Origin of the sequence: Microbispora sitophila (assembly GCF_014892245.1) — a bacterium.
GTDB lineage: Bacteria > Actinomycetota > Actinomycetes > Streptosporangiales > Streptosporangiaceae > Microbispora > Microbispora siamensis.
This window is the reverse complement of the sequence record NZ_JADBGC010000011.1, coordinates 163482-186323: the sequence shown is the minus strand read 5'-3', so window position 1 is coordinate 186323 and position 22842 is coordinate 163482. Positions and strand designations below refer to the sequence as shown.

Genomic DNA, 22842 nt, shown 5'->3' with positions numbered 1-22842 from the left:
TACGAGTGGGAAAGGTCTCAGTACGCCGTGGAGGGAGGAGCGCGCGCCGAGGCGGCCCGGCGCGGGCACTGTGCGGGCGGGCCGTCGTGGTGCGGCCCGGCCCGGGTGACCCGGGTGCCGCCGCGCGGCGTCGCCGGGTTGGGCAGCACGACCGGACCGCCGGACGCGCCGGGGCCGCCCGCGCCCGCCTGGACCCGGGGCGGGTCGCCCTGGGCCGGCCGCGTGGCGTGCGCCGGAGGGCAGTTCCGCGTGTCGGTGAGCCGGGCGCCGTCACGCGCCGGAGACCAGGCGCGGGCCGCCTGACGTACGGCGAGGTGGGAGCCCGCGGTGTGAAGGGCTGCGGCGTGAAGGGCTGCGGTGTGAAGGCCCGCTGTTTGGAGGCCCGCGGCGCGTTGTGGCGCCTCCCACGCGGACGCGGATGCGGACGCGGGCACTCCGCCGGCGGTCAGGAAGATCGCGTGCAGCAGGAGCAGCAGCACGGCGGTCAGCCTGCGTCGCACGAGCCTTCCCTCCCTCCGGCACGGCTCGGCCCTCCCTCACGAAGGCCCGGTCTTCCGGCCACCGTAGCGACTTCCGCGCGCGGGTGCCGCATCCGGCGCGGGTGAGAAGGGGAGCCGGGGGAAACGGAAAACGCACCCGGGCGGACGGGAATGGTTTCCGAGAACGGGTACGCACAACGAATGGCGGAAATCGGGCCCGGGCAGATCGGGAGAAACGGGCAACGGGAAACGCAGATGACCGTTTCGCGAAGGTGGGTTATGGTCGGTCTCATGGCGACCTCACGACGTGGCACGTGCGGGTCCACCGCCTTCACGTTGGTGGTGGGCCTGCTGATGCTTGCCCTCGCGCTGGTCGCATCCACGCCCGCCTGGTACGGCGGCGATCCCGCCCAGCGCGCACCGCAGGCCGCCGCCGAGGTGTGGACCCCGGGGGCGTGGACGCCGCAGTCGGCGACCCTGCCCACGGGCGCCGCCGGTCCCGAGCATCTGCCGTTCCCGTTCCGGCCGCGCACCGCGGCGGCCGCACCGGCGGCTCCCGTCTCCGCATCGGTGCACGCCCGGCACCACGAGGACATCGTCCTCAGCCCCCAACAGACCGGGCACCGCACCGCCGGCTCGCGCAGCCCACCACAGGCCCTGTGACGCGAGCTCGCTCGGGGCGCGCCGGAACCGCGGCACCGTCCCGGTTCTCGTCGTCGCGCGCCTGACCCGTCCCCGGCCACGCCGGCCCGGCGCGTCAGGCGGCCGGCGACGCGACCGGTGACCCGGTGCTCGCTTTGGCGCACCCGCACTCTGCCGTCCCGCCTCGGCCGCCCAGGCGGGCGGTCGTCGCGCGCTCCGGTTTCGCGGGGCCGCCTTGCCCTTGACCACCATCACGCGGGCCCACCCGCGTACTCGTCTCGCGCACCGGCACCGGTGCGTCGATGGCGCGCGTGCTCGCGCGCCGACCTCATCCCTCACCTGGAGTGATGCCGCTTATGGCAGAGATCAGGTCGCCGGGCCTCCTCATGGAGGAGTGCCGGCGGTACACCGCGCAGCTGTCCGAGCTGCGCATGCTGCTCGAGGAGCGGCTCCACGCCGCCCGGGCCGAGCTGGCCCGGTTGTGCGATCTGCACGACGCGTGCGACGTGGCGCCGTCCGCCGCGCGCGTACGGCAGGCGTGTCTCGACGTCGCCGCGATCGAGGCGGCGCTGGAGCGGATGGATCGGGGCCTCTACGGCACCTGTGTCCGATGCGAGGCGTTCCTGCCGCTCGACCGGCTCCGGCTCGCGCCGCACGTGCAGCAGTGCGCCTCCTGCGCCGGTGAAACCCGGATGACGGCATGACGGTGATGACCGGCATGACGGGTGTCAACGGGAGGAGGGGCGGGGGAGCGGCCCTGGCCCTCGACCTCGGCACCGCGCGGACCCGGCTGATGCTGTCCGGCAGCACGGCGATCAAGGAACGGCCCTCGGCGTGCGGCGGTCCGGGGACGGCCCGCCAGTGGCCCGTGCGGCACGGCATGGTCGCCGACATGCCGGGTTGCGCCCGGCTGGTCCGCACGGCGCTGAGCGACGCCGTGACCGAGCGGCACCCGCCCCTCGACCTCGTCCTGCTCGGCGTGCCCGTCGCGGCCTCCCGGCTGGACCGGCGAGCGGCGCACGCGGCGGTCAGCAGCGCCGCCCGCTGCCGGGTGAGGATCGTCGAGGAGCCGCTGGCCGCGGCGGTCGGCTGCGGCGTGGACATCGCCGACCCGAGGCCCCGGCTCCTGCTCGACGCGGGGGCGGGAATCGCCGAGGCCGTCGTCATCCGCGCCGGCGAGATCGCCGACGCGGGCGCCGTACAGGTCGCCGCGGGCGACCCGGCCGAGGGCACCGGCTGCCCGCCGTACGCGCGGGAACGGGTCGTGGCGATGGTCGCCGACCTGATCGCGCGCGTTCCCGCCGCCCTGCGGGCGACCGCCCGGCAACAGGGCCTGCTGATCACGGGCGGCGGCGCCCGCGACCCCGAGCTGGCCCGCAAGCTCTGCGCGGAGCTGCGGATCACCGTCAGTCCCGCGGCCGATCCCGCCAACGCGACCGTCAGAGGGCTGGCCTGCCTGCTGTCCACGGTCGAGCACCGCACTCCCGGCACCTCTGCCATCGCACGAAAGGACGTCGACGATGACCACCAGTGACGAGTTCACCGCCATCAGCGAGCCGCAGACGCAGGCGATGCGCGCCGACCTGGAGGAGCAGCTCCAGTGGCGTGAGCTGCAGCTGAGCGACCTGCGGGCCGCCGTCGACGGCGGCAACGACGACACTGCCAGGCTCGCCCTGCTCGCCGACGTCGCCGCCACCGAGCGGGCGGTCGCCGAGCTGCGCAAGGCGCTGGAGCGGATCGAGGAGGGAAGCTACGGCCGGTGCGCCGACTGCACCGCGGTCATCCCGTTCGGCCGGCTGAAGATCCGGCCCATGGCCCGTTACTGCATCGCCTGCCAGCGGCGCCACGAGGCCCGCTGACGCCGGCGCGCCCGCTCCGCCACCGCCCACCGGTGCGGAGCGGGCACGCCCGCGGGTTTCAGGGGGCGTCGAGGTCGGGCGCCCACACCACGCCGTTGATGTGCGCGCCGCCGTCCACGAACAGCGTGTTGCCGGTCAGGTAGCGGGCGTCCTCGCCGGCCAGGAACAGCACGACCGGAGCGATGTCCCGCTCGGGGTCGCCCATCCGGCCCATCGGGTTGGACCGGCCGGCCGCCGCCTCGAGCTCGGGGTTCTCGGCCATCCTGCGGGCGAAGGCAGCGCTCTTCGCGCCCGGGCAGACCGCGTTCACCACCACGCCGGTCGGCGCCCACTCCCGGGCCGCCGTACGGGTGAGCGTGCGCAGCGCCTCCTTGGCGGAGTTGTACTCCAGCGTGCCCATGTGGGCGTTGACGCCGTTCAGCGAGCACATGTTGACGACCCGGCCCCAGCCCTGCCGCTTCATGTGCGGGAACGCGGCACGCATCGCCCAGAACGGGCCGTAGTAGCCCATGGCGAAGCCACGGTCGAGTTGCTCGTCGGTCTTGTGCTCCACCCGGCCCATCGGCCCTACGCTGCCCCAGGCGTTGTTGACCAGGACGTCGATCCGTCCCCACGCCTCGGCGGCGGCCTCGACCATCGCCTCGACCTGGGCCCGGTCGGTGACGTCGGTGCGGACGAACCTGGCGTCGGCCCCGAACTCGGCGGCCAGTTCCCGGGCGGTCCGCGTGCCGGTCTCCTCGTCGATCTCCGCCACCAGCACCTTCGCGCCCTCGGCGGCGAAGCGGCGGGCCACGCCCCTGCCGATCCCGTCGCCCGCGCCCGTGATGATGGCCGTCCGCCCGGCCAGCCGCCCGTCGCCCATGTGCCCGCCCTTCCCACGCCGGAAACGCGGAGAGGTTAGCCGCCCGCGCCGCCGCGAGCCGGGCCGCTTCCGATCAGTGGGACGTCCGGTCAGCTCGTCAGGTCGAGGTCCCGGACGAGCCTGGGGGTCCAGATGACCCGGCCGAGGAAGCGACGGCCGTACGGCCGCGCGCCCGCCGGGGACTCTCACTCAGCGGGAGGGCGGGGGCGGCCGGGCGCGGGGTCTGTCACGGTGGGGATCGACGCTCGGCCCCCCGACCGGCAGATTGGATTGAGCACAAGTGACGCAGATCCGAGGACTCGGCTACCTCAAGGTCCAGACGCGTGACATCGGGCGCTGGCGCGAACTCCTCATCGACGGGCTCGGCTTCGCCGAGGGGTCCGGGCCGGTCCCGGACGGTCTGTACCTGCGCATGGACGAGCGCCGTGCGCGCCTCATCGTGCTGCCCGGCGACACCGACCGGGTGCTCGCGGTCGGCTGGGAGGTGCGCGACCAGTTCGCGCTCGCCGCCGTCGGCCGGGCCGTCGAGGCGTCCGGCACGCCGGTGAAGGTGCTGTCGGAGGAGGAGTCCGCCGAGCGCGACGCCGAGGCGGTCATCGCCTTCACCGACCCCGCGGGCGTTCCCGTCGAGGTCTTCTTCGGCCCCGTGCTCGACCACAGCCCGGTCGTGACCGGCCTGGGCCAGCGCTTCGTGACCGGCGCGCAGGGGATGGGCCACGTCGTGGTGCCGACCACCGCGATGGACGAGACCGTCTCCTTCTACACCGAGGTGCTCGGTTTCCTGCCCCGGGGCGCCATCAAGATGGGCGGCGGGAAGCCGCCGTACCGCCGGGTGCGCTTCATGGGCGTCAACCAGCGCCACCACAGCCTCGCGGTCTGCCCCGCCGGGTACGCCGGCGACCCCGGCCTGGTGCACCTGATGGTCGAGGTGGACAGCCTCGACGCGGTGGGCATGGCGCTCGACCGGGTGCGCACGTCGGGCTTCTCGATCTCCTCCACGCTCGGCCGGCACACCAACGACAAGATGGTCTCCTTCTACGTCCGTGCCCCCGGCGGCTGGGACATCGAGTACGGCACCGAGGGCATGCTCGTCGACGAGACGTACTACACGGCCGAGGAGATCACCGCCGACAGCTACTGGGGTCACGACTGGTCGGGCTCCGAGCCGCTGGCCACCTTCGTGCCGAAGAAGTGAGTGAGCCGCCGATGACTCCCCGGCCGTCGGTCGAGCCCGTTCCCGCGGCCTCCGTCGCCGCGTTCGACCACGAGTGCGACGTGCTCGTCGTCGGCTTCGGCTGCGCCGGCGCGGGCGCCGCGTACGAGGCCGCCGCGGCGGGCGCGGACGTGCTGGTGCTGGAGCGCGCGGGCGGGCCGGGCGGCTCGTCCGCGATGTCCGGCGGCGAGCTGTACCTCGGCGGCGGCACCTCCGTGCAGCGGGCCTGCGGCTTCGAGGACGACCCGGACAACATGTTCGCCTACCTCGCGGCGGCGCTCGGCCCGCACGCCGACGAGGAGAAGCTGCGGCTCTACTGCGAGGGCAGCGTCGAGCACTTCGAGTGGTTCCGGGCCAGGGGCGTGCCGTTCAACGAGTCGTTCTTCGACGCGCCGAGCTGGATGCCCCCGACGACCGACGGCCTGATGTGGCTCGGGGAGAACGCCTGGCCGTACAACACCGTCGCGCGGCCGGTGCCGCGCGGCCACCGCCCCGCCGTCGAGAGCTGGGGCGGCCGGCTGCTGATGGACACGCTGGTGGAGGCGGCGCGGGCGGCCGGAGCCGCCTGCCACGCCGACACCCGCGCCACCAACCTCGTGGTCGACGGCGACGGCCGGGTCACCGGGGTCGTGGCCCGCCGGTACGGCGAGGAGGTGACCTACCGCGCCCGCAGGGGAGTGGTGCTGACCACCGGCGGGTTCGTCGACAACGAGGAGATGCTCGCCGACCACGCTCCCGTGCTGCTCGGGCACGGCAAGGTCAGCGACGGCCTGGACGACGGCGGCGGCATCCGCATGGCCACCGCGCTCGGCGCGGCCACCCGCCGCATGGGCGAGGTCGAGATCGCGATGACCGCGCTGCCCGCGATGCTGGTGCGCGGCATGCTCGTGAACGGGCTCGGCCGGCGCTTCATCAACGAGGACGTCTATCCCGGCCTGTTCAGCGTCGCCGCCGTACGGCACCAGCCCGGGCCGTACTGGGCGATCATCGACGAGGAGGGCTACGAGGACATCCCCGCGCGGGACCTGTGGGGCGTGCGCCCGGTCTTCGTGGCCGAGACCCTCGCCGAGCTGGAGGAGTCGCTCGGCATGCCGCCGGGGGCGCTGGAGGACACCGTCGCGGTGTACAACCGGCACGCCGAGCGCGGCGAGGACCCCTACTTCCACAAGGACCCGAAGTGGCTGCGCCCGCTGAAGGGGCCGTTCGCCGCAGCCGATCCGCGCCTGGGATTCGGCATGGGCGACCGCGACAGCGCGGGCAAGGGGACCGGCGCCGCCGGCTTCACGCTCGGCGGCCTGCGCACGACGGTGGACGGCGAGGTGCTGAACCAGTCCGGGCGGCCGATCCCCGGCCTGTACGCCGCGGGACGCGCCTCCTCCGGCATCCACGGCGAGGGATACGTCAGCGGCACCTCTCTCGGCGACGGCACCTTCTTCGGCCGCCGGGCCGGCCGCGCAGCCGCAAAGGAGGCGTGATGAACCGGTTCGACGGCAAGAACGTGCTGCTCACCGGGGCGGCGTCGGGCATCGGGCGGGCCACCGCCGTACGGCTGCTGGCCGAGGGCGCCACGGTGTTCGCGGTGGACCGGGACGAGGACGGGCTCGCGGAGACCGGGAAACTCGCGAGGACGGACCGGTTCATCCCCCACCGGGCGGACCTGGCGGAGGAGACGGCGGTGGTGTCGGCCGCCGCCGCGGCCGCCGCCCGCCTGGGCCGGGTGGACGTGGTGGCCAACGTCGCCGGAGTGCTGCGGGTCACCCCGATGGAGTCGGTGGGGCTCGACGACTACCGGGACATCTTCGCGGTCAACGTGTTCGCCCCGGTCCTGCTCTGCCGGGAGGTGCTGCCGCACATACCGGACGGCACCGGGGTCATCGTGAACGTCACCTCGACGGCGGCGACGAAGGCGCACCCGTGGATGACCGGCTACGCCGCGTCCAAGGGGGCGCTGCTGTCGTTCTCGATCAGCCTCGCCGCCGAACTGGCGTCGCGGCGGATCCGCGTCGTCCCGGTCTCGCCCGGCGGGGTCGCCACGCCGCTGACCGCCAACCGGGAGACGTTCGCCGGCGTGGACACGTCCTGGTACGCGCGCACCTATCCTCTCTGGGGCAGGCCCGGCCGCCCGGAGGACATCGCCGGGACCATCGCGTACGTGGCCTCGGCGGACGGCGCCTACCTCAACGGCGTCGAGGTCCGCGTGGACGGCGGCTCGCACAGCTGACCGCCGTCCCGCTCCGGTCGCGCCGGTCATGTCCGGTCGTACCAGGTGACGGTGACGCCGTTGCCGAAGGAACGGCCCGCGTGTACGAACGGCTGGTGCCGGACGAGGCGACCATCGCGAGGAGCCTGGAGGGGCCGAGGGACCGGGCCAGGGTCGCCGAGCTGATGCACGAGCTGGTCGACCGGGTCAGCACCTACCGCACGGGCTATCTGGCCCTGCTGGAGCTGCGCCTGGAGGCGGCCCGCAGGCCGGGCCTGCGGGCCGTGCTCACCGAGCGGATCAGGGCGGACGTCGACGCCAACGTCCGCTACCACCTCGAATCCGGCCTGCCGGGAGACGCCACCGCCGTGGAACTGCTCTACCTGGCGATGAACTGGCTGATCCTGGAACGGCTCGCGCTACCCGGCGTGTTCCCCGAGGCCCGGCTGCACGAGCTCGTCGAGCAGGCGGTGGAGCGCCTGGTCCCGGATACGAAAGGCGGCAACGGCGGCCCGCGTTGACGGACCGCCGTTGCCGCGTCAGCTCGCGGGCACCGGGTCCGGCGCTGCGGGCTGGGCCCCGGTGAGCTGAGCCCCGGTGAGTTGAGCACGGTACAGGCGGGCGTACGCGCCGCCTGCCGTCAGCAACTGGTCGTGCGTGCCCTGCTCGACGATCCGCCCCTCGTCCATCACGAGGATCAGGTCGGCGTTCCTGATGGTCGACAGCCGGTGCGCGATGACGAAACCGGTGCGCCCGGCCCGCAGCGAGGTCATGGCCCGCTGCACCAGCACCTCGGTGCGGGTGTCGAGCGCGCTGGTGGCCTCGTCGAGCACCAGGATCGGGGGATCGGCCAGGAACGCGCGGGCGATGGTGACGAGCTGGCGCTCGCCCGCGCTCAGCCCCTCGCCGTCGTCGTCGACCACCGTGTCGTACCCGTCGGGCAGCGTGCGCACGAGGTGGTCGACGCCGGTGGCCCTGGCCACCTCGACGATCCGCTCGCGCGGCACGTCGCCGGCGCCGTACGCGATGTTGTCGGCGATCGTGCCGTGCCGCAGCCAGGTGTCCTGCAGCACCATGCCGATCCTGGCGCGCAGCTCCTGCCTGGGCACCCGGGCGATGTCCACCCCGTCCACCGTGATCCGCCCGCCCGTGACGTCGTAGAAGCGCATGAGCAGGTTGATCAGCGTGGTCTTGCCCGCGCCGGTCGGGCCGACGATCGCGACGGTCCGCCCCGGCTCCGCGACCAGGGACAGGCCCTCGATCAGGGGACGGTCCTGCGCGTACCGGAACGAGACGTTCTCGAACGTCACCCGCCCGGTGGCCGCGGCCGGAAGGTGGACGGGATCGGCGACGGGCTCCTCCTCGTCCTCGTCGAGCAGTTCGAAGATTCGCCCGGCCGAGGCGAGCACCGACTGCAGGAGGGTGGACATCGACGTGACCTGGTTCACCGGCTGCCCGAACTGCAGGCAGTACTGGATGAACGCCTGCACGTCGCCGACCGACAGCGCGCCGGCCGCCACCCGCATGCCGCCGATCACCGCGACGAGCACGTAGTTGAGGTTCATGACGAGCGACATCGACGGGCCGATCAGACTGGACAGCAGCTGCGCCCGGAACCCCGCGCGGAACACCGCGTCGTTGCGCTCGCCGAACTCCCGTACGGCCTCGCGCCGCCGGCCGAAGACCCTGACCAGGGCGTGCCCGGTGTAGGTCTCCTCGATGTGCGCGTTGAGCCGGCCCGTGGCCGCGAACTGCTCGGCGAACCTCGGCTGCGCCCGCCTGCCGACCGCCCTGGCCGCCACGACGGACAGCGGCACCATGACCACCGAGACCAGGGCGAGCAGCGGAGAGGTCCACACCATCATCACCAGCACGCCGACGAGTGTGAGCAGCGCGGTGACCGCCACGCTGAGCACCTGCTGCAGCGTCTGGCCGACGTTGTCGACGTCGTTGGTGGCGCGGGAGAGCACGTCGCCCCGCTGCCGGCCGTCGAAATAGGCCAGCGGCAGCCGCGCGAGCTTGGCCTGGGTCCGCTCCCGCAGCCGGAAGACCAGCCGCTGCGCGATGGTCGCGGTCGTCCGCTGCTGGACGAAGGAGAGGAGGAACGCGGCCAGGTAGCAGGCGAGGGCGCCCAGCAGGACCCGGCCGGTCGCGGTGAAGTCCACCCGGCGGTGCCCGGACACGGCCGACAGCACCAGGTCGGTGGCCGCGCCGAGCAACCGGGGGACGGCCACGGTCAGGGCCACCGCCCCGGCCGCGCAGGCCAGGGCGGCCACGGCGAGCGGGAGTTCGGGGCGGGCGGTCTCCAGCAGACGCCGGACGGCGCCTCGCTTCCGGGCTGTCATGCGGCCACCTCCTGGCCTGTCTGGGAGAAGACGATCTCGCGGTAGGCGGGGCACGAGGCCAACAGCTCCTCGTGGGTTCCGGACCCGGCGACGCGGCCCTCGTCGAGCACCACCACCCGGTCGGCGTGCCGGATCGAGGAGATCCGCTGGGCGACCAGGACGACGGCGACGTCGCGGGTCTCCCGCGCCAGCGCGTCGGCGAGCGCCCGCTCGGTGACCGGGTCGAGCGCGGAGAACGGGTCGTCCAGCAGCAGCACCCGGGGACGGGCGACCAGCGCCCGCGCCACGGTCAGGCGCTGCCGCTGGCCGCCGGACAGCGAGGTGCCCCCCTGCCCGAGCGGCGTCTCCAGGCCCTCCGGCAGCGCCTCCACGAAGTCGCGCGCCTGCGCGACCTCCAGCGCGTGCCACAGTTCGGCGTCCGTGGCCTCGGGCCTGCCGTACCTGAGGTTGCCGGCGATGGTCCCGGAGAACAGATACGGCCGCTGCGGCACCAGCGCGACGACGCCGGCCGGCTCCTCCGGGGGCAGCGACGCGACGTCCGTCCCGTCGATGAGCACCCGCCCGCCGGTCGGGTCGAGCAGCCGGGCCACGAGGTTCAGCAGGGTCGTCTTGCCCGAGCCGGTGGAGCCGACGACCGCGACGGTCTCGCCGGGGCGGACGAGGAGGTGCACACCCCGCAGCACCGGCTCTTCGGCTCCCGGATAGCGCACGTACGCGTCGCGGACCTCCACCTCGCCCTTCCAAATCCGGCCCCGCCGGGTCCGATCGGCGCCGGCCGGCGACGCCGGCGGTTCCGTCCCGGTCTCCAGCACCTCGCGCACCCGGAGTGCGGAGACCCGGGCGCGCGGCGCGGCCAGGACGGTGAAGGTCGCGAGCAGGGCGGACCCCAGGATCACGGCCAGGTAGTTCAGGAACGCCACCAGCGAGCCCACCTGGGTGACGCCGTCGTCGACGAGGTGCCCGCCATACCAGACGACCGCCACGCCGCACAGGTTGCCGATCAGCATCCCGGCGGGATACATCACGGCCGCCAGCCGCGCCGCGCGTACGGCGGAGTCCAGCAGCGCGCCGTTGGCCGCGGCGAACCTGGCGCGCTCGCGGTCCTCCGCGGCGAACGCCCGGACGACCCGGACCCCGGCGATCTGCTCGCGCACGAGCCGGTTGACCTTGTCGACGCCGCGCTGCGTCGCCTGCGACAGCGGGGTGAGCCGGTGCAGGATCGCCCACAGGACGGCCGACAGCGCCGGCAGCGCGACCAGCAGCAGCGTGGACAGGCGCAGGTCCTGCCGCAGCGCCATGACCACCCCGCCGAGGAAGATCATGGGCGTGGCGGCCAGGCCGGTCAGCCCCATGAAGACCAGCGTCTGCACCTGCTGCACGTCGCCGACCGTGCGGGTGATCAGGGACGGCACCCCGAAGCGGCCCACCTCCCGCGAGGAGAACGCCTGGACCTTCGCATAGACGGCCGCGCGCAGCTCGTGACCGACGGCGGCGGTGGTCCTGGCGGCGAGCACGCCCACCACGGCCGAGCACAGGACCTGTGCCAGCGTCCCGGCCACCATGACACCGCCCAGACGCAGGATCAGCCCGGTGTCGCCGTGCAGCACGCCGTCGTCGATGAGCGTGGCGTTGAACGTGGGCAGCAGGAGGGCGGCGAGCGCCTGCGCGATCTGAAGCACGGCGATCAGGGCGACGGCGCCGCGACGGGGACGCAGGCTGGAGCGGAGCAGGGAGCCCATTTCAGCCCCCGTACGGCCGTGCCGCCCGCGCGTCGCGCAGGGCCCGGCCGAACCAGACGAGCTCGTCGAGCATGACCTTGGCGGCGCCCTCCGGGCCCGCGGGGTCCTTCGGCCAGTTGCCCTCCGCGTCGAACAGCGTCCACGGGCTCCGGAAGGCGACGGAGTCGCGGACCGTCACGGCGTGCAGCTCGGCGAAGACCAGCCGGAGCTGCTCGACGGCCCGCAGACCGCTGGACATGCCGCCGTAGCAGACGAACCCGACGGGCTTGGCCGCCCACTCTCGGTGGTAGCTGTCGATCATCAGTTTGAGCGCGGCGGGGAAGCTGCGGTTGTACTCGGGGGTCACGACGACGAAGGCGTCCGCCGCTTCCACCCGGGGCCGCAGCCCGACGACCTCCTCCGGCTTCTCGCCGCCGAAGTGCCCGAGCAGCCCGTCGGGGAGCCGGGTCTCGGCCAGGTCGATCACGTCGAGCGCGACGTCGTCGCGCCGCTCGGCCTGACCGGCGAACCAGTTCGCGACGAGGGGCGCGACCCTCCCGTCCCGGACGCTGCCGATGATCAGTCCCACATTGAGCCGGTCTTCTCCGGACATGGTTCCTCCACGAGGTGAGTACGCCGTACGCAACGAGTACACCGTACGCGCCAATGCGTACGGTGTACAAGTCCGAGTACGATGTACACAGCGAACCGGGAGGAGCATGACGATGGCCGGGAAGAAAGCGGACGACGCGGACGATGTGGCCCACGAGTCCATCTGGCAGCGGATGGAGCGCCCCGCCCGGCCTCCCCGCGCGGCGCTGACCCACGCGCAGATCGGCGCGGCGGCCGTGGAGATCGCGGACGCCGAGGGGCTCGACGCGGTCTCCATGCGCCGGCTGGCCGAGCGGCTCGGCGTCGCCACGATGGGCCTCTACCGCTACGTGCGCGGCAAGGACGACGTGATCGAGCTGATGGTGGACGCGGTCTACGGCGAGGAGGAGCGGGCCGGAGAGGGCCGCGACTGGCGGGAGGTCCTGCGCGTGGCAGCCCTGCGGCTGCGCGCCCTCATCCTGCGCCATCCGTGGCTGGTGGAGACCACGGCTCATTCCGGGCTGCTGACCCCCAACTTCGTCGCGCGCACCGACCGGCTGCTCGCGTCGATGGACGGCCTCGGCCTCGACGCCGACACGGCGATGACCGTCATCGGCACGGTCAGCGCGTTCGTCACCGGGGCGACCACCGCCCGGATCAGGACGGACAGACTGATGCGCAAGGAGGGCGCGGAGAAGATGGACGACCTGCGCACCCTCTACTCGTCCCGGATGAGGTGGCTGCTGGAGTCGGGCCGCTATCCCGCGTTCGAGCGTTACATCCGCCAGGGCGTCAGGAAGGACGACGACGACTGGCAGTTCGAGCTCGGGCTGGACAGCATCCTTGACGGCATCGCCGCACGGTTGAAGATCTGAGACGAGAAAGGCGGCCACCCCGGATGGGTGACCGCCTGTCGTCGAAGAGCGCTCAGGAGCTGGGCGGGGGGATCATCCGCTTCGTCGCCTCGTGGGCCCTGCGGACCATCTCGGCCCGGGGGAAGCCGCTCCGCTTGCGGGCCGTCTCCTCGTTGCCGCCCGCGATCCAGACCGGGCCGTCGGCGAGGTGCTCCAGGCCCTCGCGCGCCACGTCGTCGGGCTCGGCCACGTTGAGCCCGGGCAGGTCCATCCGCAGCCCCGCCCGCTCCATCGCCGGAGTGCGGGTGACGCCGAGGACGAGTTCGAGCACGTGCACGCCGTGCTCGCCCAGCTCCAGCCACAGTCCCTCGGCGAAGACGCGGCTGAACGCCTTGACTGCCGAGTAGACGCCGATCTGCGCCTGGCCCATGTATCCGGCGAGCGAGCCGACCAGGATGATGCCGCCGCGGCGGCGCTCCCGCATCAGCGCGCCGAAGTGATGGGTGAGGGCGAGCTGGGCGGTGATGTTGAGGTCGATGACTCCCCGCACCCGGTCGAGGTCGCCGGTCACGAACTCGTGGCCGTAGCTGTTGGCGCCCGCGTTGAAGATCAGCAGGCCCACCTCGACGTCGTCGGTCACCGAGCGGACGGCCTTGACCGCGCCCGGGTCGGTCAAGTCGAGCTCCAGCGTGCGCACCTCGACGCCCTTGGCCCTGACCTGCTCGGCCGTCTCGGCCAGCGGGCCGGGCTTGCGGGCGATGAGCACGAGGTTGAGCCCGGCGTCGGCGAGCCGATGGGCGAACGACGCCCCCACTCCCTCGGATCCGCCCGCGACGACGGCCCAGGGGCCGTACACATCCTTGTCGATCACGATTCCTCCGGTACGGCGATCTCGCCGTCGAGCGCGGCCTGGACGATGGAGTCCCGCAGCGCCGCGCAGCCGGGGAAGACCCCAGGCCCGGCGGCGCGGCGCTCCTGGCAGGCGCCGGCCGCGTCGGCGTTCCACTGGACGCTGGTCTGGTGCCAGCTCGCCTTGCGCACCTCCACGCCGGCGCCGCACCGCCTGCAGGTCAGCGGCTGCATGGGCGCGTCGAGCAGCCGGTTGTCGGGGCGGACCGTCATGCGGGCCGGCCCGTGCTTGCCGAAAGCTCCGCGGCCTTGCGGGCGAGGTTCTCCTCGACCTCCTTCTTCCACGCCTCGACCGGGCGGGCGGTGTCGAGCTCGAACTCGAAGCGCTCCACCATCTCCGGCCTGACGTCGGCGACGTCCACGTAGAACTGCTCGTACCAGCGGCGCAGCTGGTAGACCGGCCCGTCCTCCTCGCACAGCAGCGGGTTGTCGATGCGGGCCTTGTTCTTCCAGATCTGCACGTCCTGGTCGAAGCCCTTGAGGATGAAGGAGCTCATCTTCCTGGCCATCTCGTCGGCCGCGGGCCCGGAGAGCCTGTCGGTGCGCTGCACGATGATCCCCGAGTGCAGCACGAACGAGTTCGCGTCGATCGGGTAGTGCGCGTTGATCAGGACCGAGTCGATGTCCATGGTGTCGTAGTGGTACGTCAACTCGTCGATCATGAACGACGGCCCGTGGTACGACGCCACCGAGTCGTTGCCGAGCAGCCTCGGCTCGCCGTCCTTCGCGGGCGGGCGGGTGTCCTGGCGGCCGCTGCCCTTCATGATCTGCGTGGCGACGTGGCCCTCGAAGATGTTCTTGAAGTACGTCGGGAACGAGTAGTGGACGTAGAAGAAGTGCGCCATGTCGACGACGTTGTCCACGACCTCGCGGCAGTTGGTGTTCACGACGGTCTCGGTCCAGACCCAGTCGGTCCAGTCGTCCCGCGTCGCGCCCTCGATCCGGGGGATCGTGACCTCCGGCGGCGGCGGGTTGCCCTCCGGGTCGTTCCACACGAACAACAGGCCGTCCTGGTCCATGGTGGTCCAGGCCGCGGTGCGGGCCCGCAGCGGGACGCGGCGCGAGTAGGGGATCTTCTTGCAGCGACCGTCGCCGCCCCAGCGCCAGTCGTGGAACGGGCAGGCGATCTCGTCGCCCTTGATCGTGCCCTGCGACAGATCCCCGCCCATGTGCCGGCAGTAGGCGTCGAGCACGTTGATCCTGCCGTCGCCGCTCTGGAAGACCACGAGCTTCTGGCCGAAGGCGTTGACCGTGTGCGGCTTGCCGTCCTTGAACTTCTCCGACAGCCCCAGGCAGTGCCAGCCCCGGGCGAATCGAGTGGGCACCGCCTCCGCCTCGATTCTGCGGATGTCGTCGTTCCCGGCTTCTACTGCAGTCACCTTGATCCGACCCTTCAGGACGCACGTTCTCTCAGTCGGCCAACGTAGGAGCTGTGGCGGCCCGCCGGACGGCGAGTCCCATTGGCCGGGAGTGTCCTGACATGCGGTCATCGGCTCCACGCACCATCATGGACGGCATCTGACCGACGAGCGTGACACGGAGGACTCCCAGATGAGCAACGAGGTCCTGGACGCGGTTCGGGCGCTGCTGCCGAAGATCGCCGAACGGGCCCGGTCCACCGACGAGGACCGGCGGGTCCCGGCGGAGTCGATCAGGGAGCTGGTCCAGGCCGGGGTCTTCCGGATGCTGCAGCCCAAGAGGTACGGCGGCGTGGAAAGCGACCCGGTGAGGTTCTACGAGGTGGTCAGGGAGATCTCGGCGGTGTGCGGGTCCACCGGCTGGACCGTCGCCGTGCTCGGCGTGCACCCCTGGCAGCTCGCCCTGTTCGACGAGGCCGCCCAGGACGAGGTGTGGGGGAGCGACCCGGACGCGCTGATCTCCTCGTCGTACGCGCCGGTCGGGCGGCTCGTCCCCACCGAGGGCGGCTACCGGCTGTCCGGCCGGTGGCGGTTCTCCTCCGGCTGCGAGCACGCGTCGTGGGCGATGGTCGGCGGGCTCGTCCTCGGCGACCAGGGCAAGCCGGTGGACTTCATGACCGTGCTGGTGCCCCGCTCCGACTACCTCATCGCCGACGTGTGGGACGTCATCGGGCTGCGCGGCACGGGCAGCAACGACATCATCGTCGAGGACGCCTTCGTGCCCGCGCACCGCGTGATGCGCAACTACGAGATGGCGCAGCTTCGCGGCCCCGGCCAGAAGGTGAACTCGGGCCCGCTCTACCGCATCCCGTTCGGCACCGTGTTCACCACCACGATCACCGCCCCGGTCATCGGGATGGCCGTCGGCTGCTACCGGTCGTACGTGACCGCGATGCGCGACCGCGTACGGCTCAGCCTCGGCGGCGGCCGGTTCGCCGAGGACCAGTTCGCGCAGGTCGCCGTCGCCCGGGCGGCGTCGGAGATCGACGCGGCGATCCTGCAGACCGATCGCAACGTGCGGGAGATGTACGAGCACGCGGTGCGGGGCGAGACGATCCCGGTGGAACTGCGGCTGCGGGTGCGCAGGGACCAGGTGCGCGCCACCGAGCGGGCGCTGGAGGCGATCGACATCCTGTTCAAGACCGCCGGGGGCAACTCCCTCAGCCGGGGCAACCCGATCGAGCGGGCCTGGCGCGACGCCCACGCGGGCAGCGTCCATGTGGCCAACGACGTGGAGCGGGCCCTGGCGATGTACGGCAAGGGCGAGTTCGGCCTGGCCGTTGAGGACAACCTGATCTGACGGACGACGAAGGGGCCCGGACGCGCCCCGTCCGGGCCCCTTTCGCAACCGTCAGCAGGTGGACGCGGGTGTTCCCCCGGCGAGAATCGTCCGCGCGAACGCCAGCGCGTCGTCGAACGAGGCCGGCACCGAGCCGCGGTGGTCGGCGCCGGCGTAGGTGCGGTACGTGACCTTCGCCGCGCCCCCGCACAGGTCGGCGACCATGAGGTCGGTGGTCTGCTTCGGCACCAGGACGTCGGCCGTGCCCTGGGCGACCAGGGTGGGCACCCGGACCTTCAGCCCGACCGGCTCCTGCGCCCGCAGATAGTCCGTCAGGGTCGCGGTGTCGGCGCCCGGGCGGAACACACTGCTCACCGTCGTGTCCGCGGCGACCGCCCGCACCTGGTCCATGCATCCCGTACGCGCCGCGTCGAGCAGCGGCTTCACCCCGTCGGTGACCAGTTCCTCCGGCTTGATCGCCGGATCGGCCGCCGCCGCGCCGAACAGGATCGTGGGCAGGAAGGCCAGCGCGTCCTTCGCCCCCGGCATCGCCTGGAGGTAGGCCACCGTCTGGGAGTAGCCCCAGCCGCCGGGGGCGATCGCGATCGCGCCGCGCAGCCGCACGTCCCCGCGCTCGCCGGTGTCGGCGGCGGTGAACAGCGCGGCGTGCCCGCCTTGGCTGTGGCCCGCGGCGAACCAGTCCCGTCCGATGTGCGGGTCCACGCGGCGCGCCGCGCGCACCATGTCGATCACGCTGTCCGCCGCGCTCCGCCCGTTCAGGTACGGATGCCCGCCCGGGGTGCCGAGGCCCTCGTAATCGGTGCGCACGACGGCGAAACCGTGCGCCAGCCAGGCGTCCAGCGTGGGGGTCACCGAGGCCAGGTAGCCGTGCGCGGGCCCGTCGGCCGTGTCGGCCGAGGGCGCGCAGACGTCGGCCGTACCGGTCGTGCCGTGCGCCCAGCTGATCACCGGCCAGCCGCCGGGCGGCGGGGGCGACGCCGGCACCGAGACCACACCCGACACGGTGACAGGCCTGCCCGAGGCGCCCGCGGAGGCGTAGGTGACGTACCAGTTGCGGGCCGCGCTCGGCAGCGCCGCCGTGCCGGTCAGCGGACGGGCGGACAGCAGCGTGCCCCGCAGCCCGGGAGGGACGGCCTGGGAGACGGCGCCCGCGTCGGCGGTGGCGGTGGCGGCCGCGGCGGGCGCCATGAGCGCCGCGGCGGTCAGGGCGGCCAGGGAGAGCGCCTTGACGTGTGATCGGGGGAGTGGCATCGGTGGTCCTTTCAAAGTGCCATATTCCGGACGGCCCGGTAGGCGAAGACCATGGCCGAGCCGATCGGGACGCCGGGGCCGGGGTAGCGGCGCCCGGAGAACGAGGCGCTGGTGTTGCCCGCGGCGTACAGGCCGGGGATCGGCCGTCCCTCCCCGTCGAGCACCCGTCCGTCGGGGTCGGTGCGCAGGCCGCCCTTGGTGCCGAGGTCGCTGAGCACCACCCGCGCGGCGTAGTAGGGCGGCGTGTCCACCGGCACCAGGCACGGGTTCGGCCGGTCCCCCGGCCTGCCCGCGAAGAACAGGTCGTAGGGGTCCTCACCGCGGTGGAAGTCCTCGTCCACGCCGGTCGCGGCGAAGCCGTTGAACCGCTCGACGGTGCCGGCGAGCGCATCGCCCGGCACGCCGATCAGTTCCGCCAGCTCGGGCAGGCTCCCGGCGCGCACCCAGGTGCCGGCCTCGAGGTGCTCCTCTGCGGGGCGCCCCGGCAGCGAGATCGCCGGGAGCCGCCCGCCGAAGCGGGAGTCGAAGATCAGATGGGCCGGCACGCGGCCGGACGCCGCCCTCATCTCGCGGCCCATCCGGTCGTACGGCAGTGACTCGTTGGCGAACCTTCGGCCCGACGCGTCGACCATGAGCCCGCCGCGGAAGCCCAGAGTGAAAGCGGCCCGGCCGTCCGGCTGCGCCACGCCCGGGCACCACCACGCCTCGTCCATGAGACCGGTGGCGGCGCCGATCGCGGCGGCGGCCCTGATCGGGTCGCCGGTGTTCGCGCCCGCCGGGGCCATCGACCACTCGGCGGTCCCCGGGACGCCGTGCTCGGAGCGCATGGCGGCGTCGCCCTCGAATCCGCCGGCGGCCAGCAGGACGCCCCTCGCGGCGCGCAGCCGTACGGTTCCGCGGTCGGTCGCGGCCTCCACGCCGGTCACCCGGCCGTCCTCGACGACGAGCCGGGTGAGCGCGGTGCCGGTGCGCACGGTGCCGTTGCCGGTGGTGGTGAGGGCGAGCAGCAGGCGGCCGATCAGCGCTCGCCCTGCCGACAGCGGTCCCTCGGCGTGGCCCAGGCCCGCGCGGTCGCGGTCCACGGGCGGCCGGACCAGGGCGGCGAGGTCGCCGAGCCGCTCGGCCGGCAGATCAAGCGGCACGAACGAGCGGCCCGCGTCCAGCCGCCCGGGCGCAGGGAAGTAGTCGGGAAAGGCCCGCCACTCGAACTCGATCGCCGGGTCGCGCTCCAGGAACTCGGCCACCTCGGGCGCGGTCGCGAGGAACGCCTCCCGCCGGTCGGCCTCCGCCTCGCCCAGCAGCGCGACGAGGTAGGCGCGGGCCGACTCCGTCGAGTCGCCGATCCCGGCGCGGCGCTGCACCTGGGTGCCGGGCAGCCAGACGGCCGCGCCGGAGTAGGCGGACGTGCCGCCGAGCAGCGCCGTCTTCTCCAGCACGACCGTGCGCAGCCCGCTCGCCGCCGCGGCCAGCGCGCCGGTCATGGCTCCCGCGCCGGAACCGGCCACCACCACGTCGTACTCGTCGTCCCACGGCTGTGTTTCCCGCTTCGCCATCGAGGCGCTCATATCCGCCCTCTTCCCTCGTCGCGCTCTGGTCGCTTCGCTCCCGCGCGCTCCTCAGTCCAGAGGTCGGCGCGCCTCTCCGGCTCGCTCGGTGCGCCCGCCACGCCGCCCCTCCCGTCGTCCCTGATAGTGGTGGCGTACAGGCAAGCGCAGCAGGAGGCGGTCCAGGCCCGCTCATCCCACTGAGTGGTATGGACCAGTGGCAGGTACGCCCGTACGGCTGTGTATCGTCGTTGCGAAACACGAACGGTCAGGGGGAGACGTGCCGAGGATCGCCGAGGTCAGGGCGCCGGCGGAGCCCAGCTCGCCGGAGCAGCGCGCCCGGCACCTGCGGATCCTGCGGGCCGCCGCGCGCATGGGCGCCGAGAAGGGCCTCGAGCGCGTCCAGATGCACGAGGTGGCCAAGGAGGCCGGGGTGGCGATCGCCACGCTGTACCGGTACTTCCCCTCGAAGACCCACCTGTTCACCGCCGTGATGGCCGAGCAGATCGACCGGTTCGACGAGAGCGTCCCGCAGCCGAAGCCGGGCACCGCGCCTGAGGACGCCGTCGCCGACGTGCTCGTGCTGGCCAGCAGGCAGTTGCTGCGCCGCCCCGCGCTCGCCACCGCGATGCTGCAGTCGGCGAACTCCGCCAACGCCGCCGCCGTGGCCGACGCCGGCCGGATCGACATGACGTTCCGGCAGATCGTCCTGCGGACGCTCGGCATCCAGGAGCCGACCGTCATGGACGTCACGCTGATCAGGCTGCTCATGCAGTGCTGGTATGGCGTGCTGCAGTCGAGCCTGAACGGCCGTGCCTCGGTCCCCGACACCGAGAGCGACATCCGCATCGCCTGCCGGCTGCTGCTCGCGCCCCGCTCCAACGCCGCCTCCCGCTGACCGGGACGGCCTTCGGCCGCACCCCTCCCGCTGACCGGGACGGCCTTCGGCCGCCCGGGCCGCCCGTCGGTAGCGTGCGGCGCCATGAACCGTTTCGAGGGCGCGAGAGTCCTGCTCACGGGTGCCGCGTCGGGGATCGGGCGGGCCACCGCGATCCGGCTCGCCGCCGAGGGCGCACACGTCTTCGGCGTGGACCGCGACGAGCGGGGCCTCGCGGAAACGGGCCGGCTGGTGCGGGGCGCGTACGTCCCGCACCAGGCCGACGTGACCGACGAGCGGGCCGTGGTCGCGGCCGTGGACACGGCGGCCACCGCGCTCGGCGGCATCGACGTGCTGGTCAACGTGGCCGGGATCCAGCGGACGACGCCGATCGAGTCGCTGACCGTGGCCGACCTCACCCTGTTGTTCTCGGTCAACCTCGTCGGCACCGCGCTGTTCTGCCGGGAGGCGCTGCGTCACCTGCCCGACCGGACCGGGGTCATCGTGAACGTCGCGTCGATCGCGGCCACCCAGGGCAACCCGTACATGACGGCGTACGCCGCGTCGAAGGGCGCCGTGCTGGCCTTCTCGCTGAGCCTCGCCGCGGAGGTGGTGGGGCGCGGCATCCGGGTGGTGCCGATCTCCCCGGGCACGGTGTCGACCCCGCTGACGCGCGACATCGAGTTTCCCGAAGGCACGGACCTGCGCTACTTCGGGCGGATCCGCTCGCTGCTCGGCAGCGGCGCCCCCGAGCAGATCGCGGCCGCGATCGCGTTCGCGGCCTCCTCGGACGGCGGATACCTCACGGGTGCGAACCTCCGGGTCGACGGCGGCTCCGGAACCTGACGCGCCCCCATCGACAAGGAGACGACGTGACACGGAAGATCGCGGTGACCGGATCGGCCTCGGGCATCGGCAAGGCCCTCGCGGCCTCGCTGCACGAGGGCGGCCACGAGGTGATCGGCGTCGATCTCAAGGACGCCGACGTGTGCGCGGACCTGTCCACGCCGGATGGCCGGGCGCTCGCGGTGGAGTCGGTGCTCGACAGGGCGGACGGCGTGCTGGACGGCGTCGTGGCCTGCGCCGGCGTCTCAGGGGTGACCATGAGCACCGTCACCGTCAACTTCTTCGGCGTGACCGCGATCCTGGAGGGGCTGCGCCCGGCGCTCGAGCGGGCGGAGCGGCCCCGCGCCGCCGCGGTGGCCTCGATCTCCGCCACCCAGCCCGCCGACCCCGAGGTGGTCCGCGCCTGCCTCGACGGCGACGAGCCGCGGGCGGTCGCCCTGGCAGGGGAGGCGGTCGAGCGCGGCGAGGGCCGGCTGCTCTACCCCGCTTCGAAGTCCGCCCTGGTCCGCTGGCTGCGCGCACGGGCCGCGTCGCCGGAGTGGGCCGGCTGCGGCATCCCGCTCAACGCGGTGGCACCGGGCGTCGTGCTGACCCCGATGTCGGCGCCCCTGTTCGAGGACGAGACGATGCGGAAGATCATGGACCGGGCGGTGCCGATGCCGCTGAACGGCTACGCCGAGCCCGAGGTCGTGGCCGACGCGCTGCGCTGGCTGGTGAGCCCGGAGAACTCCCACATGGCCGGGCAGATCATCTTCGTGGACGGCGGCGCCGAGGCCACCCTGCGCGGCCCCGACGTGTACTGATCGCTTCGGCGTGGGGCCGCCGCGGATGTCCGCGGCGGCCCCCACGTCTGTCACTTCGCGGCCGCGTTGTTCCGCACATCGGTCGTGTCGAGCTGCGCCACCGAGTAGGCCGCGTAGGTCCGATACGGGTCCCGCCCGTGGAAGTGCGGAGTGACCTGCGCGTCCAGCTCCTCCACCGAGAACACGCCGTCGGCGGCGGTGAACTTGCGCTCCACGGTCGGGGCCGCCATGAGGGCCACCATGTCGCCGTACACCACGAACACCTGGCCGTTGATCTCCTCCGACGCGGGGGAGGCGAGGTAGGCGACGAACGTGGCCACCCGCTCGGGGGCGAGGGTGTCCAGCCCGCCCACCTCGCCGCCGTCGCCGAACACGTGCGCCGTCATGCCCGTACGGGCCCGGGGGCAGATCGCGTTGGCCCGCACGCCGTACCGCGACAGGCCCTGGGCGGTCGACAGGGTCAGCGCGACGATGCCGGCCTTGGCGGCGGAGTAGTTCGGCTGACCGGCCGACCCGAACAGGAACGCCTCGGAGGAGGTGTTGATCACGCGGCCGTAGACCGGGCCGCCGGCGGCCTTGCTCGTCGCCCGCCAGTGGACCGCGGCGGAGCGCGACAGCACGGCGTGTCCCTTGAGGTGGACGCGGATGACGTCGTCCCAGTCGGACTCGGTCAGGTTGAACAGCATCTTGTCGCGCAGCACGCCGGCGTTGTTCACCACGATGTCGAGACCGCCGAAGGTGTCCACGGCCGTCCGGACGAGGCGGTCGCCGATGGACCAGTCGCCGATGTCGCCCGTCACCGCGACGGCCTCGCGGCCGAGCGCCCTGATCTCGGCCGCGACGTCCTCGGCCGCCGGGCCGACGTCGTTGACGACGACGTTCGCGCCGCGTTCCGCCAGGGCGAGGGCCTCGCTGCGGCCCAGGCCCGCTCCCGCGCCGGTGACGACGGCGGTCCTGTTCTCCAGGCTCGTGTTCGAGCTCATCTGCGCGCTCCTGCTCAATCGGTGATCGTGCGAAACTAGTATGTATTCTAGTTTTGACTCGCCGGGATGTCCGCGATCGTGGGCATCCCGCCCAGTGGCACAAGGATGGGCTCCGTGCTGTGCGGTAAGCGATCGGCGGCACCACTGA

At 73.1% G+C, this 22842-nt stretch carries 24 protein-coding genes; 13 read left to right on the top strand and 11 right to left on the bottom strand.

Going from position 1 to position 22842, the window contains the following annotated elements:
• Positions 1–17: 17 nt before the first annotated feature.
• A complete protein-coding gene (locus IL992_RS21705; RefSeq protein ID WP_193205189.1) occupies positions 18–500 on the bottom strand; it encodes a hypothetical protein in 483 nt (160 codons plus the stop codon).
• 270 nt (positions 501–770) lie between these two features.
• Here IL992_RS21705 and IL992_RS21700 point away from each other — a divergent pair, with 270 nt between their 5' ends.
• The 4 genes from IL992_RS21700 to IL992_RS21685 all read left to right on the top strand — a co-directional run bounded on the left by IL992_RS21700 (position 771) and on the right by IL992_RS21685 (position 2980).
• A complete protein-coding gene (locus IL992_RS21700; RefSeq protein ID WP_193205188.1) occupies positions 771–1142 on the top strand; it encodes a hypothetical protein in 372 nt (123 codons plus the stop codon).
• Positions 1143–1477: 335 nt separating this feature from the next.
• A complete protein-coding gene (locus IL992_RS21695) occupies positions 1478–1825 on the top strand; it encodes a TraR/DksA family transcriptional regulator (RefSeq protein WP_193205187.1) in 348 nt (115 codons plus the stop codon).
• Positions 1822–2655, top strand: a complete 834-nt coding sequence (locus IL992_RS21690; RefSeq protein ID WP_193205186.1) for a rod shape-determining protein — start codon at positions 1822–1824, stop codon at positions 2653–2655. The genes IL992_RS21695 and IL992_RS21690 overlap by 4 nt, the downstream gene beginning before the upstream one ends.
• Positions 2642–2980 carry a TraR/DksA family transcriptional regulator gene (locus IL992_RS21685; protein ID WP_193205185.1) on the top strand — a complete coding sequence of 113 codons (339 nt, stop codon included), beginning with the start codon at positions 2642–2644 and terminating at the stop codon, positions 2978–2980. The genes IL992_RS21690 and IL992_RS21685 overlap by 14 nt, the downstream gene beginning before the upstream one ends.
• A gap of 58 nt (positions 2981–3038) precedes the next feature.
• Here IL992_RS21685 and IL992_RS21680 read toward each other — a convergent pair whose 3' ends face one another.
• Complete coding sequence (locus tag IL992_RS21680; protein WP_193205184.1) at positions 3039–3842, bottom strand: SDR family NAD(P)-dependent oxidoreductase; 804 nt, start codon at positions 3840–3842, stop codon at positions 3039–3041.
• 280 nt (positions 3843–4122) lie between these two features.
• Between IL992_RS21680 and IL992_RS48435 the strand changes: the two genes are divergently transcribed.
• The 4 genes from IL992_RS48435 to IL992_RS21660 all read left to right on the top strand — a co-directional run bounded on the left by IL992_RS48435 (position 4123) and on the right by IL992_RS21660 (position 7776).
• Positions 4123–5037, top strand: a complete 915-nt coding sequence (locus IL992_RS48435) for a VOC family protein (protein WP_193205183.1) — start codon at positions 4123–4125, stop codon at positions 5035–5037.
• A gap of 11 nt (positions 5038–5048) precedes the next feature.
• Positions 5049–6530 carry an FAD-dependent oxidoreductase gene (locus IL992_RS21670; protein WP_193205182.1) on the top strand — a complete coding sequence of 494 codons (1482 nt, stop codon included), beginning with the start codon at positions 5049–5051 and terminating at the stop codon, positions 6528–6530.
• Positions 6530–7276, top strand: a complete 747-nt coding sequence (locus IL992_RS21665; RefSeq protein WP_193205181.1) for an SDR family NAD(P)-dependent oxidoreductase — start codon at positions 6530–6532, stop codon at positions 7274–7276. Before IL992_RS21670 ends, IL992_RS21665 begins: the two co-directional genes overlap by 1 nt.
• An 80-nt stretch (positions 7277–7356) precedes the next feature.
• Positions 7357–7776, top strand: a complete 420-nt coding sequence (locus tag IL992_RS21660; protein ID WP_319018716.1) for a TetR/AcrR family transcriptional regulator — start codon at positions 7357–7359, stop codon at positions 7774–7776.
• Between the two features lie 18 nt (positions 7777–7794).
• Here the strand turns inward: IL992_RS21660 and IL992_RS21655 are convergent, their stop codons facing one another.
• The 3 genes from IL992_RS21655 to IL992_RS21645 are packed head-to-tail and all read right to left on the bottom strand — an operon-like array spanning position 7795 to position 11931.
• Entirely contained in the window at positions 7795–9600 is a 1806-nt protein-coding gene (locus tag IL992_RS21655) for an ABC transporter ATP-binding protein (protein ID WP_193205180.1), read from the bottom strand.
• Positions 9597–11339, bottom strand: coding sequence for an ABC transporter ATP-binding protein (locus IL992_RS21650; protein WP_193205179.1), 1743 nt, complete (start codon positions 11337–11339; stop codon positions 9597–9599). Before IL992_RS21650 ends, IL992_RS21655 begins: the two co-directional genes overlap by 4 nt.
• A 1-nt stretch (position 11340) precedes the next feature.
• Positions 11341–11931 (bottom strand): NADPH-dependent FMN reductase, encoded by a 591-nt coding sequence (locus IL992_RS21645; protein WP_193205178.1) that lies wholly within the window; start codon positions 11929–11931, stop codon positions 11341–11343.
• Positions 11932–12043: 112 nt separating this feature from the next.
• Here IL992_RS21645 and IL992_RS21640 point away from each other — a divergent pair, with 112 nt between their 5' ends.
• Complete coding sequence (locus IL992_RS21640) at positions 12044–12784, top strand: TetR/AcrR family transcriptional regulator (RefSeq protein ID WP_193205177.1); 741 nt, start codon at positions 12044–12046, stop codon at positions 12782–12784.
• Between the two features lie 52 nt (positions 12785–12836).
• Here IL992_RS21640 and IL992_RS21635 read toward each other — a convergent pair whose 3' ends face one another.
• From IL992_RS21635 to IL992_RS21625, 3 genes are read right to left on the bottom strand one after another with little or no spacing between them, the layout of a single operon-like run.
• Positions 12837–13634, bottom strand: a complete 798-nt coding sequence (locus tag IL992_RS21635; protein ID WP_193205176.1) for an SDR family NAD(P)-dependent oxidoreductase — start codon at positions 13632–13634, stop codon at positions 12837–12839.
• Positions 13631–13885, bottom strand: coding sequence for a ferredoxin (locus tag IL992_RS21630; RefSeq protein WP_193205175.1), 255 nt, complete (start codon positions 13883–13885; stop codon positions 13631–13633). The genes IL992_RS21635 and IL992_RS21630 overlap by 4 nt, the downstream gene beginning before the upstream one ends.
• Positions 13882–15051: a Rieske 2Fe-2S domain-containing protein gene (locus IL992_RS21625; protein WP_319018715.1), complete on the bottom strand. Its 1170-nt coding sequence runs from the start codon at positions 15049–15051 to the stop codon at positions 13882–13884. The genes IL992_RS21630 and IL992_RS21625 overlap by 4 nt, the downstream gene beginning before the upstream one ends.
• Positions 15052–15223: 172 nt before the next feature.
• On the opposite strand from IL992_RS21625, the gene hsaA reads away from it, so the two are divergent.
• On the top strand, positions 15224–16390 hold the full coding sequence (hsaA, locus tag IL992_RS21620) for a 3-hydroxy-9,10-secoandrosta-1,3,5(10)-triene-9,17-dione monooxygenase oxygenase subunit (protein ID WP_193205173.1): 1167 nt from the start codon (positions 15224–15226) through the stop codon (positions 16388–16390).
• A gap of 51 nt (positions 16391–16441) precedes the next feature.
• Here the strand turns inward: hsaA and IL992_RS21615 are convergent, their stop codons facing one another.
• Together IL992_RS21615 and IL992_RS21610 are read right to left on the bottom strand one after the other, a co-directional pair.
• Positions 16442–17641, bottom strand: coding sequence for a serine aminopeptidase domain-containing protein (locus IL992_RS21615; protein WP_193205172.1), 1200 nt, complete (start codon positions 17639–17641; stop codon positions 16442–16444).
• Between the two features lie 11 nt (positions 17642–17652).
• Positions 17653–19194: an FAD-dependent oxidoreductase gene (locus IL992_RS21610; RefSeq protein ID WP_193205171.1), complete on the bottom strand. Its 1542-nt coding sequence runs from the start codon at positions 19192–19194 to the stop codon at positions 17653–17655.
• 271 nt (positions 19195–19465) lie between these two features.
• On the opposite strand from IL992_RS21610, the gene IL992_RS21605 reads away from it, so the two are divergent.
• The 3 genes from IL992_RS21605 to IL992_RS21595 all read left to right on the top strand — a co-directional run bounded on the left by IL992_RS21605 (position 19466) and on the right by IL992_RS21595 (position 21711).
• Positions 19466–20083, top strand: a complete 618-nt coding sequence (locus IL992_RS21605) for a TetR family transcriptional regulator (RefSeq protein ID WP_193205170.1) — start codon at positions 19466–19468, stop codon at positions 20081–20083.
• 84 nt (positions 20084–20167) lie between these two features.
• The gene (locus IL992_RS21600) at positions 20168–20908 is read left to right on the top strand and encodes an SDR family NAD(P)-dependent oxidoreductase (RefSeq protein WP_193205169.1); all 741 of its coding nucleotides are present in this window, start codon (positions 20168–20170) and stop codon (positions 20906–20908) included.
• 26 nt (positions 20909–20934) lie between these two features.
• On the top strand, positions 20935–21711 hold the full coding sequence (locus tag IL992_RS21595; protein ID WP_193205168.1) for an SDR family oxidoreductase: 777 nt from the start codon (positions 20935–20937) through the stop codon (positions 21709–21711).
• 50 nt (positions 21712–21761) lie between these two features.
• Here the strand turns inward: IL992_RS21595 and IL992_RS21590 are convergent, their stop codons facing one another.
• Positions 21762–22694, bottom strand: a complete 933-nt coding sequence (locus IL992_RS21590) for a 3-oxoacyl-ACP reductase (protein ID WP_193205167.1) — start codon at positions 22692–22694, stop codon at positions 21762–21764.
• Positions 22695–22842 lie beyond the last annotated feature (148 nt).